Origin of the sequence: Bacillus andreraoultii, assembly GCF_001244735.1 — a bacterium.
Lineage (GTDB): Bacteria > Bacillota > Bacilli > Bacillales > Caldibacillaceae > Caldifermentibacillus > Caldifermentibacillus andreraoultii.
Window position 1 is genome coordinate 2152157 of the sequence record NZ_LN868937.1, and the last position, 17546, is coordinate 2169702.

20 protein-coding genes and 1 pseudogene are annotated in these 17546 nt (G+C 32.9%); 5 read left to right on the forward strand and 16 right to left on the reverse strand.

Translation table 11 applies throughout. The annotated features are described in order from the left end of the window. Positions 1–18: 18 nt before the first annotated feature. The 5 genes and pseudogenes from BN2144_RS15490 to BN2144_RS15505 form a co-directional block, all read right to left on the reverse strand. Positions 19–611: pseudogene (locus BN2144_RS15490) on the reverse strand (RNA-guided endonuclease TnpB family protein); the annotation flags it as partial. Then, positions 550–714: a transposase gene (locus tag BN2144_RS21040; RefSeq protein WP_407638043.1), complete on the reverse strand. Its 165-nt coding sequence runs from the start codon at positions 712–714 to the stop codon at positions 550–552. The gene BN2144_RS21040 and the pseudogene BN2144_RS15490, both read right to left, overlap by 62 nt. Before the next feature lie 299 nt (positions 715–1013). After that, complete coding sequence (locus BN2144_RS15495; RefSeq protein WP_033829144.1) at positions 1014–1439, reverse strand: Hsp20/alpha crystallin family protein; 426 nt, start codon at positions 1437–1439, stop codon at positions 1014–1016. A gap of 16 nt (positions 1440–1455) precedes the next feature. Continuing rightward, a complete protein-coding gene (locus BN2144_RS15500; protein ID WP_033829145.1) occupies positions 1456–1698 on the reverse strand; it encodes a spore germination protein in 243 nt (80 codons plus the stop codon). Between the two features lie 18 nt (positions 1699–1716). Beyond that, complete coding sequence (locus BN2144_RS15505; protein ID WP_033829146.1) at positions 1717–1983, reverse strand: spore germination protein; 267 nt, start codon at positions 1981–1983, stop codon at positions 1717–1719. 308 nt (positions 1984–2291) lie between these two features. Here BN2144_RS15505 and BN2144_RS19565 point away from each other — a divergent pair, with 308 nt between their 5' ends. Together BN2144_RS19565 and BN2144_RS15515 are read left to right on the forward strand one after the other, a co-directional pair. After that, complete coding sequence (locus BN2144_RS19565; protein ID WP_139017906.1) at positions 2292–3332, forward strand: hypothetical protein; 1041 nt, start codon at positions 2292–2294, stop codon at positions 3330–3332. 235 nt (positions 3333–3567) lie between these two features. Further along, positions 3568–4881, forward strand: coding sequence for a putative bifunctional diguanylate cyclase/phosphodiesterase (locus BN2144_RS15515; RefSeq protein WP_050632345.1), 1314 nt, complete (start codon positions 3568–3570; stop codon positions 4879–4881). 68 nt (positions 4882–4949) lie between these two features. Here the strand turns inward: BN2144_RS15515 and BN2144_RS15520 are convergent, their stop codons facing one another. From BN2144_RS15520 to BN2144_RS15530, 3 genes are all read right to left on the reverse strand, one after another. After that, positions 4950–5882: an aldo/keto reductase gene (locus BN2144_RS15520; RefSeq protein ID WP_033829147.1), complete on the reverse strand. Its 933-nt coding sequence runs from the start codon at positions 5880–5882 to the stop codon at positions 4950–4952. A gap of 173 nt (positions 5883–6055) precedes the next feature. After that, positions 6056–7261, reverse strand: a complete 1206-nt coding sequence (locus tag BN2144_RS15525; RefSeq protein WP_033829148.1) for an MFS transporter — start codon at positions 7259–7261, stop codon at positions 6056–6058. A 279-nt stretch (positions 7262–7540) separates the two neighbouring features. Continuing rightward, positions 7541–8326, reverse strand: a complete 786-nt coding sequence (locus tag BN2144_RS15530; protein ID WP_033829149.1) for a sulfite exporter TauE/SafE family protein — start codon at positions 8324–8326, stop codon at positions 7541–7543. A 548-nt stretch (positions 8327–8874) separates the two neighbouring features. Between BN2144_RS15530 and BN2144_RS19570 the strand changes: the two genes are divergently transcribed. After that, positions 8875–9177, forward strand: coding sequence for an NAD(P)H-dependent oxidoreductase (locus BN2144_RS19570; RefSeq protein ID WP_230199795.1), 303 nt, complete (start codon positions 8875–8877; stop codon positions 9175–9177). Positions 9178–9251: 74 nt separating this feature from the next. Next, a complete protein-coding gene (locus BN2144_RS19955) occupies positions 9252–9407 on the forward strand; it encodes a hypothetical protein (RefSeq protein ID WP_154665514.1) in 156 nt (51 codons plus the stop codon). 83 nt (positions 9408–9490) lie between these two features. Here BN2144_RS19955 and BN2144_RS15540 read toward each other — a convergent pair whose 3' ends face one another. Beyond that, positions 9491–10438, reverse strand: coding sequence for a cation diffusion facilitator family transporter (locus BN2144_RS15540; protein ID WP_033829150.1), 948 nt, complete (start codon positions 10436–10438; stop codon positions 9491–9493). A gap of 82 nt (positions 10439–10520) precedes the next feature. Then, on the reverse strand, positions 10521–10850 hold the full coding sequence (locus BN2144_RS15545; RefSeq protein ID WP_033829151.1) for an ArsR/SmtB family transcription factor: 330 nt from the start codon (positions 10848–10850) through the stop codon (positions 10521–10523). A 248-nt stretch (positions 10851–11098) separates the two neighbouring features. Between BN2144_RS15545 and BN2144_RS15550 the strand changes: the two genes are divergently transcribed. Beyond that, on the forward strand, positions 11099–11851 hold the full coding sequence (locus BN2144_RS15550) for an acyl-[acyl-carrier-protein] thioesterase (RefSeq protein ID WP_033829152.1): 753 nt from the start codon (positions 11099–11101) through the stop codon (positions 11849–11851). Positions 11852–11911: 60 nt separating this feature from the next. Here BN2144_RS15550 and BN2144_RS15555 read toward each other — a convergent pair whose 3' ends face one another. The 6 genes from BN2144_RS15555 to BN2144_RS15580 form a co-directional block, all read right to left on the reverse strand. After that, on the reverse strand, positions 11912–12178 hold the full coding sequence (locus BN2144_RS15555) for a YqhV family protein (protein WP_033829411.1): 267 nt from the start codon (positions 12176–12178) through the stop codon (positions 11912–11914). A gap of 128 nt (positions 12179–12306) precedes the next feature. Then, positions 12307–13335 (reverse strand): spore photoproduct lyase, encoded by a 1029-nt coding sequence (gene splB / locus BN2144_RS15560; RefSeq protein ID WP_033829153.1) that lies wholly within the window; start codon positions 13333–13335, stop codon positions 12307–12309. Positions 13336–13465: 130 nt separating this feature from the next. Continuing rightward, the gene (locus BN2144_RS15565) at positions 13466–13729 is read right to left on the reverse strand and encodes a transcriptional regulator SplA domain-containing protein (protein WP_033829154.1); all 264 of its coding nucleotides are present in this window, start codon (positions 13727–13729) and stop codon (positions 13466–13468) included. Between the two features lie 150 nt (positions 13730–13879). After that, positions 13880–14143 (reverse strand): metal-sensitive transcriptional regulator, encoded by a 264-nt coding sequence (locus tag BN2144_RS15570; RefSeq protein WP_033829155.1) that lies wholly within the window; start codon positions 14141–14143, stop codon positions 13880–13882. A 205-nt stretch (positions 14144–14348) separates the two neighbouring features. Further along, entirely contained in the window at positions 14349–14825 is a 477-nt protein-coding gene (locus BN2144_RS15575) for a YaiI/YqxD family protein (RefSeq protein ID WP_033829156.1), read from the reverse strand. Between the two features lie 18 nt (positions 14826–14843). Further along, positions 14844–17396: a DEAD/DEAH box helicase gene (locus tag BN2144_RS15580; protein WP_033829157.1), complete on the reverse strand. Its 2553-nt coding sequence runs from the start codon at positions 17394–17396 to the stop codon at positions 14844–14846. Positions 17397–17546 lie beyond the last annotated feature (150 nt).

Below are 17546 nucleotides of genomic sequence, written 5' to 3' on the forward strand. Positions count from 1 at the left end.
GCAATGGGCCTCCTGCGATTTTGCCATGTATTCAATCATGATCTTGAATTCGAACCATGACACTTCGCTGATGGCTTTAGCGAGGTTTTTATTCTTCAACAAATTCTTTATTGACAAATCTTCCATTCCGATGATGTCGTGGTTTTTGACAATCTCGATGGAGATTTTGTGTAAGTAATCATTTCTAGTATTCGTGATTTTATCGTGGATACGCGCAACTTTTCTTTTCGCTTTATACCAGTTCGCACCACCTACTGTCCGTCTACTCATGATGCGCCCAGCTTTTACTAATTTTTCCTCTAAGGTACGGAAGAATTTGGGATTCGAGTAGACTGTGCCATTGGAAAGAACAGCGAAGTCTTTTATGCCTACGTCTATACCAACAGCCAAATTTGTTTTTGCCCATTCTGTAACTTCAATTTTCGTTCCAATGGAAATGAAATATTTACCTTAAGGAATTCGTCTAATGGTCGCGTTTAATTCCTTCCTTCGATTTCACGACTTTTCGCAAAACGAACTAATCCTAGTTTCGGCAGTTTGATGTGATTGTTAATAATCGCTATATTTCCATTTCTGTACTTCGTTGTATACGATTGGATTGGATTTTTTTTGAATTCGATGAAGAATTCCCTTTACTCTTATATCTATATCAACCATTAATACTTTTTGGCGATATTTTACACACCATACAACACGGTATTGAATGAAGTACACATAGCCACATAGCCTCTACCACGTTTAACGTCTGCCATATGACCACTTCAATTTTAGGAAAACATATGTCAGACAATTTAATCAATCGGATTATTATATCCGCCTTTCTATGTAACTTTAGATTAAACAGATGTCGGATAGTTGACATGGAATAAGCCATGCCATATCCGAAGCCAAGACACTCATGACTGAAACCACGAGTGTTCTCGGCTAATTTATAAATAATATAAGAGGTTGTGAAAGATAGGCAACCAAAGGAGTCTTATTGCACTGCGGTTATATTTCCGCGCTTTTATTAATTAAAATTGATTTGTGTCACCCGTTGCCCTTGGATACGTTACCTGAAGTATACCGGACTGATAAACTGGATTAATAAGGTGTGTTTCTGTTGGTTCCGGAAGTTGAATGATTCGTTCAAACTCACCTAAATATCGTTCTTTTTTAATTTGTATCCAATTTGGAAATAAGAAGTTTATTTTACCTTTAATCATTAATTCTCTATTTGTTTTTAAAAACAATTGAATATCTTCTTGACGTACTCCTGGTATTTCAACAATTATTATATTTGTTAGCTCATCTTGATAAATATCAATTTTCGGGAATGGATTATTATTATGTTCAAAAAAATGTTTCGGTGGATAATGACTAAAAACTTTTACCCAATCATCTTGCATACGATATTGATTCGTTAAATCTAACCATTTTTTTACCTTTTCTATATCCAAAATTCCAGCCCCTTCGTTATAACTGGATTGTATTTGGTAAAGATGGATTTGCATTTTGGTCTTGGTCACTTACATCCGCATCTAAATTTCCAGTATTCATTTGGGAAAATGTTGGAGAAAGATCTCCTTGTGAAAAGTTTGCTCCGTAAAATTTTGTATTTGATGTATGACTATTATGAACAGTAGGACCTATATCTATATTTGCATTTTGGGTATTCCCGTTTACTTTAATATTTAAAATGTTTATTTGATAAGGCATAGTAACCTCCTATTCTTTTCAAATCTCCCCCATTGGAAAGCCCCATGGACTCCCTACATTTGTCGAATCAACATTACCTAGATCAGACTGATCATTAACATCGGGATCAATGAAAACATTCTCCATCATCGCTTCTGTTGGCGAGGTATCTCCAAATGAAGAATTAACACCTTGTGACTTAATATTGGATGTATGGCTATTATGAGTTGCATCACCAATTGTTATTGAAGCATTACCTGATATACTGTTGATTTTTAAATAGTACAAATTAATAACCGTTTGCATTCCATTCACCCTTAAATACGTCTTTTAACCCACTATATGCCTAACCATGAGCAAAAGTGATTGGAAACTTTTTCTTAACAAAAGCATTACTATTCGGTAACTTTTAGGTAATTCAACCTAATTCTTTATACACATTTGTATGTTATAATTTATTATACTCATCTTAGATTTAACTTAGGAGCGTGTCGTAAAAATTGGAAAGTAGTAAGAGGTATACATTTTGGAGCCTTAGTTTTATTTGCTTCTATGTCATTTGTTATTTTTCCTGGCTTAACATGTGGAAGGGTTCAAATGAAATAAGAATTTTAGTGGGAAATATATTTTCATTATGTTCTATAATCATAGCGGCATTTAGTATTTATAATGGCTATCGACATAATAAAAATAAAGAGGGTCAATTGTTTCTGTTGTTATTTTTCTTTGGTACGTTTAGTTATGCTACTGGTGAAATTATATGGCTAACCTATGAAAATATTTTAAAAATCCAAGTCCCATTTCCGAGTTATGCTGACATACTTTATCTTTTACAAATTGGATTTTATTTTTCGGCTTTTATCTATACATTAAAGAGTAAAGAACGTTTGTATGGAATGTTCAAATTTCTCATCGATGTTTTTGTAATTATGACTGTTATATCTGTATTTAGTTTTTACTATTTAATTTCACCTATGTTAACATCATCAAATGCTTCTCTACTCGAACGTTTTGTTTCTGTAGGTTACCCTTTAGGGGATCTTCTACTTATTTTCGGCTCTATGAGTCTTATATTCATTAGTGAAAGTTGTAACATAAAAAAATGGACTGGTCTATTAATTACTGGCCTATTTATTCAAATCTGGGCTGATACGATATACTCTTATACACAATTTACAAATACTTATATTTCAGGGACAATGATTGACCCCCTCTATTCCTTATCTTCTTTATTAATAGGTTATGCCGGCTTTTCATACTATGTTCAGACTGAAGAGAATAAAAAGAATCGGGCACGCCAGCTTTATAATAAAGTTCCGTTATTTTCGTTCATTATTCCATATTCAGTCATTTTCATATTTTTAATATTTGTTTATTACTATCAAAAAAATGATATGATTTTTCGTATCGGATTTCTCATTTGTACACTCTTAATTATTGCAAGGCAATTTTTAACATTGTTAGAAAATAATAATCTAATTGATAAGAATTTTAAAAAGACAAAAGAACTAATGAAAAACGAACAACGATATCGGTCTTTATTTGAATATAATGCAAATGCTATTGTTACTGTTGATTTAACTGGACATATAACCTCACTTAAACAAATTAGCATTATTTCTATTTGGGAGGCCAAAAGAAGAATTACTTGGTAAACCGATTTTAGCTTATGTATCAAAAAAATTTAAAGCTACAGTCATAAATGCAATAGCAATCGGGAAAACGGGGGCAATCCATAGCTTTGAAATTCCTGTAAAGATAGAAAACAAAGCAACCCGTTATTTTCATTTTACTGTTACACCAATTATAATAGAGGCTCAACTCGATGGTTTATATATTATTGGAAAAGATATTACAAAAAATAAGTTAGACCATGAGAAGATTGCCCACATGGCCTACCATGATCAATTAACTGATCTACCTAATCGAAGACAGTTTGAAGCAACAGTTGAAACGATCATAAATAAATATCAGGAAAAGAAGAAATCTTTTGGTATTATATTTATTGATTTGGATCGTTTCAAACATATTAATGATACTCTAAGTCATAAAGGTGGCGATGAATTAATTATCGCTGTTGCCAAACGACTTACTAGATTAAAAAGAAAGAATGATCTCGTTGCTCGACAAGGCGGGGATGAATTTACGTATTTAGCAAAAGAAATTACTAGCAAAAATGATATGGAATTAATTGCTCGTCAAATCCTTCAAGCATTAAGTTCGCCGTATACGATTAATGAAAATGAATTATTCGTAACATGTAGCATTGGAATTGCTATGTTTCCTGACGATGGAAAAACCATTGACGAATTAATGAAACATGCAGATGTAGCAATGTATCAAGCAAAAGAAAATGGGAAAAATGGGTACAGTTTTTACAATAAATCAAGTAGAATTGGTTCAAAACCTTTTATTCTCGAACATGATTTACACTCTGCGATTGAAAAAGATGAACTTGTCTTACATTATCAACCACAAGTTGAATGTTCTACCGGAAAAGTGTTTGGCGTTGAAGCACTCCTACGTTGGAATCATTCAAAATTTGGATTGATCCCTCCGAATGAATTTATTCCGATTGCAGAAGAGACAGGTTTAATTGTAACTATTGGTGAATGGGTTTTAAAGACTGCATGTATTCAGGCAAAGATTTGGAATGATATTGGTTTTAATATTAAAGTAGGTGTGAATTTATCTCCACGCCAAGTTAAACAATCCAATCTTATAGAAAAGGTCCATATGATTATAAACGAGACAGGCATACAACCTCATTTATTAGATTTAGAAATTACTGAAACAATTGCCATGAACCATATTAATTTTGTTGCTCCTTATTTGAAAAGGTTTCGTCAAAGTGGTATCAAAATATCAATTGATGATTTTGGAACAGGATATTCTTCTTTAGCTTATTTAGCTAATTTACCAATCGATACATTAAAAATCGATCGTGCATTTATTGATAAGATCGGGAAAGATTCAGGAAACGAAGCTATTATTGCTACAATCATTTCTCTTGCAAAGAATTTAAAATTATCCGTTATTGCAGAAGGTGTTGAAACGAGGGAACAAGCTTTTTTCCTTAACAAGCTTGGTTGTTCTAATATTCAAGGTTATCTCATAAGTAAACCCCTTCCAAGTGAAGAATTGACCAGATTAATAGTAAAATCAATAGGGCTAGAAAAAGAAAAATACAAACAAGAAAGGTAACAAACATACTTACCTAATTTAAAAAGCGGGAACTCTTCTTCCCGCTTTTTTATGTATTCATTTCATCCTTATGGCAAATCGTTTCCAGCAGAACGATAGATATCATACCATTCCTCTCTAGTCAATACGGTATCTGATGCTTTTGCAATACTTGTTAATCGATCAGGACGCATGGTCCCCACTATCGTTTGAATTCTTGCGGGATGGCGTAAAATCCAACTGACTGCTATAGTTGATTTATCTACCCCATATTTCCCACCAATTTCTTCTAATTTTGAATTTAATCTCGGGAATTTTTCATTATCAATAAAGAATCCTTCAAATTGACCATATCTAAATGGTGACCATGCTTGGATCGTGATATCATTCAAACGACAGTAATCTAGAATAGAGCCATCACGATTAATTCCTACATCATTTGTCATATTAACATTTAAGCCAGCGTCAATCATCCCTGTATGCATAACACTTAACTGCAATTGATTAATGATTAATTCCTGTTTGACGTATTTTTTTAGTAATTCAATTTGTAATGGATTTTGATTACTAACCCCGAAATAACGGACCTTCCCACTTTCCTCTAAGTAGTTAAAAGCTTCTGCAACCTCTTCTGGTTCGATAAGTGCATCTGGGCGATGTAGTAAAAGTATATCAATATACTCTGTTTTTAGCCGTTTTAAACTTCCATCTACAGCGTTTAATATATGTTCTTTTGAAAAATCAAAATAACCGTTTCCATTTGCATCTTTACGAATACCCACTTTTGTTTCCAGTATGATTTTTTCACGAATGGAAGAATTCATTTGAATTGCTTCAGAAAAGATTTCTTCTGATTGACCAGAACCGTATATATCTGCATGATCAAAAAAATTAATCCCTAAGTCAAGTGCATTATTAATAACCTTTGTAGCGTCATTCACAGAAAGATTCCACATTCCCATGCAGCCTAAAACAATATTTGGTACATATAGATCACTTTTTCCTAATTTTATATTCTTCAACGGATTCACCTCGATTTAAACGTTCATACTATTATTGTACCATAATACGTACTTGCCATATTGTTATTTTTTAACATTTATTTTTTGCTTCTATAGAATAAAATGTAAATTTTAAAAGAAAATCGAATAGTTATACGAAGGATATAATTGAGATAAGTAATTTTTAAATCTAATTAATTTGTAACAGAAATAATATCCATTTCGTGATTCCGCTTGAGTCCCATCATGACAACAAACGAAATGACATAGAGTAACGCTAAGTAAATCATTACAATACTCATATTATAATTTTGCAAAATATATCCGACTAATATTGGTGACAAACCACCTACCGCCCGGCCGAAATTAAATATTGAATTTGTTGCTGTACTCCTAATGTCAACAGAATAAAAACTACTTATCAAAGCACCATATCCTGCAAACATCCCATTTGAGAAAAACCCTACAATTGCTCCTCCAACTAAAATTCCTAGACTTCCTGTTGCGAAGGAGTAAAAGTAAACTGAACAGGCGGATGATAGTAAAAAGATTCCATAACTTCGCTTGATTCCGAAATAGTCAATAAACCTTCCAAATGTTAGCATACCAAGAATCATTCCAAGTGCTGTACTAATTGTCCAAAGTGCTGAACTTGATACAGATAACCCTTGTGATTTTTGTAGCATAGATGGTAACCAAATCATTAACCCATTATATCCAGCAATTTGTACCGTTGCCATGATACTTAATGAGATTGTCGTCATTGTAACCTTGGAATTTGAAAATAATAGGCTGAGATTACCTTTTGCTTTTTTATCTTTATTCACTTTTTGAGCCCCTAACCAAACTGGTGATTCATCTAAATTCTTTCGGACAATAAAAGCAAAAATAACAGGAATCATTCCTATAATGAATAATGTTCGCCACCCAAACTTAGGTAATATGAACGCACTAAGTAATGCTGCTAAGATAACTCCGTATTGGGCGCCTACACTTACGTAAGATGAAGCTCTACCTTGCTTGTTTTTTGGCCAAACTTCTACAACTAGCGCCATACCTATTCCATATTCACCACCAGCCCCGAGTCCTGCAATAAATCGAAATACATAAACTTGTTCTATATTTGTTGCAAAACCTGTTAAACCAGTGCCAATCGCGAATAAAATGATTGTATACGTAAAGACTTTCACACGTCCAAACTTATCCGCTAATATCCCAAATATAATTCCACCTAGTAGCATACCAATATTCGTAACGGATGAAATAAGGCCTCCTTGTGCCATATCGATATGAAACTCCGAAATCATCATTGACATTGCATAAGAGATAAACATTATGTCCATCCCTTCTAACGTCAAACCTGTTGTTGATGCAATAACTGCTTTCTTTTGATAATTCATTTTTCCCCTCCATGAATGTAATATCTCTTTTGAGGGAATGGATATTGGATTTTTTCCGCACCATTCTCTTTCCAAGTATCTCTGTACTTGAATTAAAAGAGTAGTAGGTAAAAATAAAAGCCCTAATTGTCTAGAAGGACAAAAAGGGCTCAAACATTCGTATCGAGTATACAATTCAACTGTTTCGTACGCCCTTTTCAGCCTCACTGGACCGCATTAAAGGTTAATATTTTACTAAAATTAAAGATAGCATGGTTATCAAAAACTTGCAATAGTTTTTTATATATGTGAAAAAATTTCAAGCCATATTTTTATAGCTGTAAGTGTAATTAAACATCCCATGATTAATTGTAATATTTTTGTATTTACCTTTTTCCCAGCACTTGCTCCAAGCGAAGAAGCTATTAAACTAGCAATAATAAGTATGAATGCTGGTCCCAAAGAAAATTGCCCCGTAACTAGCTTACTAAACATTGTTCCAATAGAAGATATTAGTGTAATAGCTAAAGAAGAGGCAATGGTCACTCTAATTGGTATTTTCAATATTGATAACATAATAGGCACTAATATAAAGGATCCGCCTGCTCCGACAATACCAGCCGCAATTCCTACAACGAATGATAAAGAAATAGCTAATAGATGATTAAAATCGATTTCAACTATTGTTCGATTATCTATCTCTTTCCTTGGGATAAATAATAACAAAACTGCTAATAAAGCTAACACACCATAAATTAAATTGATTATCTTCTCAGACATAAATTGTGAACTGAAACCTCCAATCAGGCTTCCACATAATACACTTATCCCCATATAAATAATTAGTTTTTTATTCAGATAACCACTTTTCCGATAAGCAATAACTCCTCCGATTGTAGTAAAAAATACTTGTATAGCGACAATTCCTGTTACTTCATGGGATGTGAAGTGACCAACTCCTAATAAGGGAGGTATATATAATAACATAGGAAAATTTATAATAGCTCCACCGATACCTAACATACCTGATAAAAAAGAACCAACAAATCCAATAATAAAAATAGTAATAATAAATGGGATACTCATAATGCCTCCGTGATTTCTAGAAGATTTACAACAAAAATTAGTAAAATAATAATTACAACTCTATATTCATTTTACCACTTATTATCATATCAAAAAGATTTATAAGATAAAAAAAATCACCATTTTTTATCGCATTTACCAAAAAGAACTTATTTGAAGTTCTTATAAAAAAGGATCTTATGCTCATAATATGGTTACAAAAACAATGAAAGAAGGAATATGCATGGCCAACATATTAATTGTGAGGGCACATCCGCTAACTGAAGAAGTTTCACGTTCAATGAAAGAGTGACTGATGCATTTCTTAAAGCCTATAGAGCAGCTCAACCTAGTGATTATATGGAAGATATGAATTTATATAATATGAATGTTGCTGAAATTAACCGCGACGCGACCTTCTAAATGCTTGGAATCATCTTAATAAAGGTAAACCTTATTATTCTTTAACAGATTCAAAACAACATAAAGTAACTTTTTTTAATTCATTTACTGAAGGATTTTTACAACAAGATAAAATAATTATCGCCAATCCTTTATGGAGTTTAAGTATTCCATCCCGTCTAAAAGCATGGATTGATAGCATTATCGTTGCTGGAAAAACGTTTAAATATACAGAGACTGGCACCATCGGTTTAGTTAACGATAAAAAGTGTTACATATTCAAGCAAATGGTGGTATATATAATGGTTTTAGATCCTGCAAGCCAATACGTAAAAACGATTTTTACCTTTTTAGGAGTAACAGATTTTCACCAATTATTTGTTGAAGGAATGGATTATAATCCTGACAAGACAGATACCATTGTTAGTGAAGCAATTGAACGAGCAAAAGAAATAGCAAATGTTTTTTAAGACAATAATTTGCAAAATACCGAATAGATGGAAGTCTTTTGAAGAACCTAAATAGTACCATGGAGGTGATTCTTATGACAAATAATAAAGAAGTTAAAGAGAGACTGTCGTTAACAAGAAAAAACGGTTCTGGGTCAAACTATCATGAACAACACGCAGCTAATATTCCTGATTATGGTGGTAATAGTAAAGAAGAAAAACTGTTAAATTACCTTGAGGAAAATGAATAATAAATAACTGTATTAAAAACCCAAGAATGGCCAGTTATCCATTCTTGGGTAAGTACATTGTCCTTTTAATTATAAAAAGTCTATTAATGATGATGGTGGTGAATGTGAACTGGATAGTGACCTTCACACATAATAGATTCCCCATGAGGATTGTCACTATTTTCCATTTGAACTGTTACGTGTTGAATTCCTTTATGTGCTAATTCATGTTCAATTGTTCTTAATATTTTTTGACAATCGGTAATTGAAATATTACCATCAACAACGGCATGACAAGACATTGCATTAATCCCACTCGTTATACTCCAAATGTGCAAATCATGAATACTTTTTACACCATCAATTTTATTCATCGTTTGAACAATGTCGTCAATATCAATATTTTTTGGCGTTCCTTCCATTAAAATATGAATGGAGTCTAACGTCACTTTCCAACCGCTATTCAAAACAAGAATGGCGACAAGGACACTTGCAACGGGGTCTGCCCAACCCCAATCAAACAACATAATTAAAATGGCCGCGACAATTGCACCAACAGAACCAAGCATATCACTTATCACATGTAAAAACGCCGCGTGTAAATTCAAATTATCGTGCGTATCTCCTTGCCTCATCATAATCCAAGCGACAAGTATATTTACTAATAAACCGATAATTCCAATCACAAACATACCAGTCGACGCAATCTCTGGTGGATTTGAAAACCTTCCAATTGCTTCATAAACTATAAATAATGCAATAATTATTAATGTAACTCCATTAAAAAATGCAGCTAATATTTCGAGGCGTTTGTAGCCATACGTTTTACTATAACTAGCTACTCTTTCACCGACTGTAAAAGCTAATAAGCCGATACCTAAGGAAATTGAATCACTTAACATATGACCTGCATCCGATAAAAGAGCTAAGCTATTTGTAAGAAATCCACCAATTGCTTCAACAAACATATAGGTTGTAATTATAAGGAAACTAATAAATAATGCTTTTTTATTGCCTGTATGAGAATGACTATGGTCATGATGGTGAGACATTTTTAATCCCCCTAAATTTAATATTATAAAACTTGTTTCATCGCCACTTATAGGAGTAGAGATTACTGCTATAAGGTTATATTTACTCGTGCTCAGCATGTTCAATTGTTTGTTTTAGTATATCCATAACATGATCATCATCATGAGAATAAAAAAGAGTTGTCTTTTCACGACGATATTTTACTAGACGTAAATTCTTTAAGAAACGCAATTGATGAGATACTGTAGACTGACGTAAATTTAACGTATCTGCTATTTCATTAACCGAGTATTCTCTTTCAAATAGTAAATTAAGTATCCGAATACGGGTTGGGTCACTGAGTGCTTTGAATGTTTGAGATACAACAAATAATGTCTCCTCATCTAATTCCTTTCGAAAATACTTCGATGTATCTTCACCAGTATTTGACATAATCTCATCTCCAATTAAATTTCAGTATATGCCTATATTAACATACGTTCATATAAAGTGCTATAATTTACAAAAACAATTTGTGCTGAATAGAAAATTAATGATTTTTTTGTTAGGATTAAACTATATGAAATGATTGGATCATTCTTCCAATCATTTACTTTATCTCGCTAAGTTAACATTCGATAATAATTAATCTTATTATATTTCGCTTAAAAATTTATGTTACAAGAAAGAGTGATGTTTTCATGGAAAGTATAACTTATCGTACAAACATGCATGTAGATTTACGTGATGTTGATTTTGCTAAAGAACTTAAATTGAGTACATTGTTTAGTTACTTTCAAGATGTTGCGAGTCTTGCCGCAGAGAACTTAGGTTGGGGGATTGAACAACTAGCCTATAAGTACGGTGTTGCCTGGGTTTTAATGCGTATTCGCGTTGAAGTTACAAGGATGCCTAAATATAACGAAGAAATTACCATAGAAACTTGGCCTCATGAACCAAAAAGGATTGAATTTGAGCGGGATTTTCTAGTTCGTAATACAAGAGGTGATATTTTAATCAAGGCAAGCTCAATTTGGGTTTTAATGGATATAAATGAGCGTAAATTAAAACGAAATGATTCAATTGGAATACAATATCCAGCAGTTAGAGAAGAGCGTGCGTTAAATAATAAACTTAGTAAATTACAAGACTACGGTAATATAGAAAAGGTTTATAAAAAAGTGATTGGCTATAGTGATATTGACTTTAACGGGCATTTAAACAACTCAAAATATGTAGACTATGTTATGGACGTCTTTCCAATTGAAAAACATAATCAATTTGAAGTGAAATCTGTAGAAATGAATTTTAATAATGAAGCTTTCCCCGGAGAAACAATTATTCTTTATAAAGATATCACACAATCGGAGGATGATATCATTTATATCGAGGGTAGAAATGAGGATAATAGTAAAACCCTTTTTAAATCACTAGTTGAAATAAAGGAAAGGTGATTTTCTATTTAGTCGTGCCAATCACGAAAAATTATTCGTGATTGGCTAATGAACTTATATTTAACCACTCTTTATCCCGTATAAAATACATGTGATTCCAATGAACACCCAAATAATTTTGGCAAAAGATATTTTATCTGCTAAGCCAATTAGTCCAATCGATGTGGTTAATATTAGAATTAATGGGCCGATTAGTGCTAATGAACTATTAACCATCAAAGCTTTTTCTACATCATTTAATTTCAAAATAATAATTGCAACTAAAATTTCAATGGATCCTGAAAACATACGTAAAAAAGCCATTCCTAAAATAGCCTTTTCAAACATTTGGAACATAACTTTGCCCTCCCCTTTACCTAACTATAAAAAGTATATGTAAGCAGGAAAAAAAGAAGGACAGGTTTTCATTTTTTTCAAATTAGTACAGTACTTTTCTCTGGGTTATTATAATTATATTATGTAAAGTACTCTAGTTTCGCTTCTGGAAAAAACTTTCTCATATAACTGTGTAAATTTTCTTGTATATCTTTCTGTTGCTCATCTTGGTATACGTATTTACCAATTCCGTATTTACCCCATTTATATTTTCTTGCTTCCTCATTTAATTCTAATTTGGTCATTGGGTAGTTTTTCTGAATTACTCTTTTTGCCGGCTTTGTAAAACGATGCTGAATAAATTCAAAAGTAATACCTTTTCGAACATCTTGTGGAAGTTCTGCGTCAAGCCGTTCGAATAAATGATAATACCCTTCTTCCCATCCTTCATGTAGATAGATTGGCGCAACAATGAATCCAAGTGGGTATCCAGCTCTGGCAACTTTACCAGCCGCTTCAATTCTTTTTGCTAATGGGGAGGTTCCAGGTTCAAAGTTGCGAATAACATAATCCGCATTTACACTAAATCGAAATCGTGTTTTCCCATTATGTTTTGCATCTAGTAAATGATCTACATGTTCAAATTTTGTTACAAAGCGAAGTCGTCCATATTCTGATGCACCAATATGTTCAATTGCGCGTTTTAATGAATGGGTTAAATGGTCAATTCCAACAATATCAGATGTACAGGCTGCTTCAAATCTTGTTATTTCAGGTGCTCTTTCTTCCATATATTTATCTGCGGATTCAAATATTTCATCAACGTTGACATAAGTTCGAATATAAGGTTTCGTTCCCATTGTTGTTTGTAAATAGCAATAATGACAATGACCCATACAGCCAGTGGCTAGTGGTATCGCATACTCTGCTGAAGGCTTTGATGTATCAAATCGAAGTGTTTTTCTTACCCCAACTACTAAAGTTGATTTTGCAACACGATATTTTTGAAAGTCATTATCTCCTGGTAAATCCCGGATTTGATTATGGGAAGTGGTATACCGTATTTCCAAGCCCATATTTTCAAATTTATCTAGTAACTGTTTTCCAAGTGGATAATCTAACGCATGCGGTTCAAAATAAACTAGTTTCGGGGTGAACGGTTTCCCCATAGTTGTCCCTACCTTTCTAATACAATTCATAGTTTAAAGATAACTCAGGGCTATAGCCATTAGGCAAAACGAAAGCCGTAGTTAATCGATTTTCGGCATTGATGTATGCTACCGAATCCTTCCTTATTAACTAAAAAAATTGTGTCTCTTCTTCACTGCCAAAAAAATAATCATATGCCTGTTTTGCTTCGTCTTCACTTTGGAAAATCGCAATTTCATCCGTCAATGGATAATATGTCTCATATAAAAAAATTGCTAATTGATTTGGATTATCTGGGTTTCTAACAACTGCTGCTTCTTGAATATTAGCAACATCTTGCGTATGGGGATTCCGATATAAAACATACACAATATCTCCTGCTTGATATGCTTTATCTTGCTGAAAAAAGTTCATGTTCTCACCTCTTTTATCTTCATTTTTCCTTTAAAATCGTTTATTATTAACGGTTAGTTCTGGTAAATTTAGTTCAAAACATGTTTGAACTAAAATAGGCTGTTACATAGCTTAATAACTTGTAACAGCCTTGATTTAAGAATTTAAATGTTATCTACTTTTAACTAAGAGATTAACTGCTTCTTGAATGACTTCTTCTGGCGTTTTTCCACCATGTTCTTCAGGATTTTTTACACAATGAACTAGGTTGGAGCTAACGATAACCCCTATCGTTCGGTCAATTGCCGTTCTAGTAGCAGACAATTGTGTCACTACGTCTTTACAATCCTTTTGTTCTTCCATCATTCGTAAAATCCCTCTAATTTGCCCCTCAATACGTTTTAGTCTGTTTTTTACTTGTTTATCATATTCCAACTAATAAACCTCACTTTGCTCTATATTTTACGAAATCAATTGTATCTTGTGACCTTATAATAGGACAAATTATGTCCAGTTTCTTTTCATTATACCTTACTCCGTATATTGAGGGAAGATAATTTATATTTTTATATAGGCAATAGGAATAATTACTTTTAAAAATCGTAGTATTAAGTAAAATGTTTAATTTTAACACATTTGTTTACATAATATAATTATCGTCTATTTCTTTAATAACTATCTCACATAATTTTGTGAATTCCTTTACAAACTTTTCATCATTTACTTTCATTCGTTTTTTCGGACCTTTTATTCTCCCACCAGATTTTCTTACCTTTTGTGCCATATGTCTAAATTCAAGTAACTGCCCAATGTTGTCCGAAGTATATTGTAATCCATTTTGATTCATGGCAATAGCTTGTTTTGCAAGAATCATCGCAGCTAATCCATAATCTTGTGTTATAACAATATCCCCTTTTTTTACACGATTAGTAATAGCGAAGTCAGCTGCATCCGCTCCTTTTGAAACAACAATTGTCTCTGCATCAGTATGAAATATCGAGTGTGACGTATCACAAATTAAAATTACGTTAAGAGCAAACTTTTTAGCAATTTTAATTGTCAAATCAACAACAGGACATCCATCCGCATCAATATATATATTAGGTCGTTTGTTCATATACATTTTTCCTATCTTTTAATAATGAAAAAAGTGTCTATTTTCATAGCATCGGCTACAAATTCCATATGGGTAATCAAACGGTAACTTCCGCCCGCAATTTCTACATTTCTTCTTATATTTTTTAACCGCTCTTCTTAAATGGTCATTCGCCTCATCACTAACTTCCTTTCTTATTCGTTCCCAGTAAGTGGCTTCTGTTTTTCTACCTAGACGATATAAAAAGAGTAAGTACAATCCGATCGACTTATACGTTAGCTCGATTTCATCTAGACTTCCTCTTTTATCAATAGGCTCTGGTAACTCATCATTGTTCACGATTGCCGTCATGGATTCGATCCACTGTCCAACGAGTTGTTTTTCCCCTGCTGAAAAAGGCAAATGTAAGAAACTATATAGATCCATTAACGATAATCTTGCTTCAATATTTGTACCTTGGATTAGTTGATACAATTCTTGTTCTTGTGAAAGGACAGCTTTAATCGTACCATTTGGGTTTTCAAACCGATTCCAATATGCAAAAAAGGTACCTAAGTGATGACTATATTTTTGAAACCGTTCAAGCATCGCATTTGTTGGTGAAATCGTAAACGTATGTAAAGGAGGATCCTCTTTCTCTAAAAGCCTTTTCATCATTGCGATATCAGAAGAGAAGGCGACCTTGCCAACATTATAAAGGCCTTTCCTTCCTGCTCGTCCGGCAATTTGCTTAACTTCTTGTGAGGTGAGGCGACGTCTTTTTACTCCATCAAACTTTTCATTTTCCAAAAATACAATCCGTCGTATAGGTAAATTTAACCCCATCCCAATAGCATCTGTTGCAACAATTACAGATGTATTTCCATTAATAAATCGACCAATTTGTGTTTTTCTTGTTTCTGGTGGCATACTTCCGTAAATCATACTTACTTTTTTTCCACTTCGCTCTAAAAATCCAGCTGTCTCAAGTACTTTTCTACGAGAAAAGCAAATTAATGCATCCCCCTTTCTCGCTTGATTAATTGTAAATTTTTGACGTTCAACTTTTAACGGTGTATCTCTATTGTATTCATATATGGTTACATCACCTTCAAGTAATTGAAGGAACATACTCTTCGTATTTTTACTTCCGATGATATGTACTTCCTTCGCGATAGCTCCTGTGATTGCCTGATACCAAGAAAATCCTCTCTCTCTATCCGCAATCATTTGTGCCTCATCAATGACAATACAATCATACTCATCTTTTTCGCTAAACATTTCTACAGTACATGATATATGTCTTGAAGCGGGTATTATTTTTTCTTCCTCTCCAGTTTTTAAGGAACATGGAACACCCTCTTCATTTAACTTTTCATAAACTTCAAGCGCCAAAAGCCTTAATGGAGCTAAATAACAACCAGATGCCGCCTCTTTCATTTTCTCTAATGCATGAAATGTTTTCCCTGTATTTGTATCACCAATATGAAGGATATAATGAGTTGCTTTTCCACGAGGCACCATTTCACGTTCAAAAACATCTTTCATGATTCTTTGTTCTTCTTCTTGTTTTCTTTTTCGCTCCAATTCTTCTGCTAAACGTCTTTGTTCTTGTAAACGTTGGTGCTTTTGAAGGAATTCATGTTGCTGTTTCATTTGAAATGAATCAATATTTGCCACCTCAAGCATATCATCAATATATTCATTAGAAATATTTGTATAGATGTCATTTATTCGTTCTTCCAAATGATCTTCAATGATGACTATCCATTCCCCTGTTTCAAATAAGTCACTCATTAATTCGGGTTTATCCTCAAATTCTTTCTTAAGCTCATTTTGAAATTCAAGATCCATTAGTTCAATTAGCATTTGATAAAGCAATTGGTAATAACAATCTCCATATGTTTCGTATTCAAAGTATAATCGTCCCCAATCATCATCCTCTATCATATCCCCTGTAAATTCAGAAAAAAATTGTTCTACTGTCCGATAATTTGATGCGGAGAAATGTCCATCGTTCACTAATTGTTGATCTCCCCAATTTCTTCCAATTAACTTATATTTTATTTGTTTTTCTAAATCCCTCTTAAGTTGTAATGCAACTTTATATCTAATATGGAGATAGATCCTATTTTCATTATTTTTTATCCACTCTTTTACAATTTCAATAAACGTGAGCATATTCTGCTTCCGTAACAATTTTTGTTGTTCTTTTTCTATTCTTTCTCTTTCTTTTTCCTTCGTTAACTTGTACATTTTCTCCCATTCATTAGTAGAAAATGTTTCGAATAACCATTTTTGAACGTTGAAAGGAGCGACTTTTTTTATTTCATCGCGAAATAGCTTTTTCACTAATTTTTTATCTGTCGTTTCAAAGGAGATACCTTTTTCGATTAAAAATTGTCTTCGTTCTTTTATTGAAAAATCGCTCGTAACTATATTTGTCCATATATTGAACCAAGTATGTTCGAGAAAATCTTTTCTTTCGTTGTAATATTGATTTAGTTCTGGAATCCTTTCACTATGCCATTCAAAATAACGCATAATATCTTCGTAAATTTTGGCTATCACCTTTTTAGTTGCTCGTTCATATAAGGTACTCAACCTATTCATAAAATTCACCTATTTCTATTCTTTATTTCATTAATTATGTACCATTTCCTTATTATTGTCAGCTTTTAACCGTATAATGAATAAAAAGGACAATCATTTTAGTTTACAGTCAAAAAACAAAACTGTCATAACCGCAAAGATTGCCCTTTT

Coding starts and splice junctions, on each gene's coding strand:
- BN2144_RS15555 (WP_033829411.1), bottom strand. CDS start 12,178: ATGTTTGAAAAGGCTATTTTAGGAATGGCTTTTTTACGTATGTTTTCA.
- BN2144_RS15575 (WP_033829156.1), bottom strand. CDS start 14,825: ATGAACAAACGACCTAATATATATATTGATGCGGATGGATGTCCTGTT.
- BN2144_RS15515 (WP_050632345.1), top strand. CDS start 3,568: ATGGCCTACCATGATCAATTAACTGATCTACCTAATCGAAGACAGTTT.
- BN2144_RS15545 (WP_033829151.1), bottom strand. CDS start 10,850: ATGTCAAATACTGGTGAAGATACATCGAAGTATTTTCGAAAGGAATTA.
- BN2144_RS15540 (WP_033829150.1), bottom strand. CDS start 10,438: ATGTCTCACCATCATGACCATAGTCATTCTCATACAGGCAATAAAAAA.
- splB (WP_033829153.1), bottom strand. CDS start 13,335: ATGGGGAAACCGTTCACCCCGAAACTAGTTTATTTTGAACCGCATGCG.
- BN2144_RS15550 (WP_033829152.1), top strand. CDS start 11,099: ATGGAAAGTATAACTTATCGTACAAACATGCATGTAGATTTACGTGAT.
- BN2144_RS15525 (WP_033829148.1), bottom strand. CDS start 7,261: ATGAATTATCAAAAGAAAGCAGTTATTGCATCAACAACAGGTTTGACG.
- BN2144_RS15565 (WP_033829154.1), bottom strand. CDS start 13,729: ATGAACTTTTTTCAGCAAGATAAAGCATATCAAGCAGGAGATATTGTG.
- BN2144_RS15580 (WP_033829157.1), bottom strand. CDS start 17,396: ATGAATAGGTTGAGTACCTTATATGAACGAGCAACTAAAAAGGTGATA.
- BN2144_RS15505 (WP_033829146.1), bottom strand. CDS start 1,983: ATGCAAACGGTTATTAATTTGTACTATTTAAAAATCAACAGTATATCA.
- BN2144_RS19955 (WP_154665514.1), top strand. CDS start 9,252: ATGACAAATAATAAAGAAGTTAAAGAGAGACTGTCGTTAACAAGAAAA.
- BN2144_RS15500 (WP_033829145.1), bottom strand. CDS start 1,698: ATGCCTTATCAAATAAACATTTTAAATATTAAAGTAAACGGGAATACC.
- BN2144_RS15530 (WP_033829149.1), bottom strand. CDS start 8,326: ATGAGTATCCCATTTATTATTACTATTTTTATTATTGGATTTGTTGGT.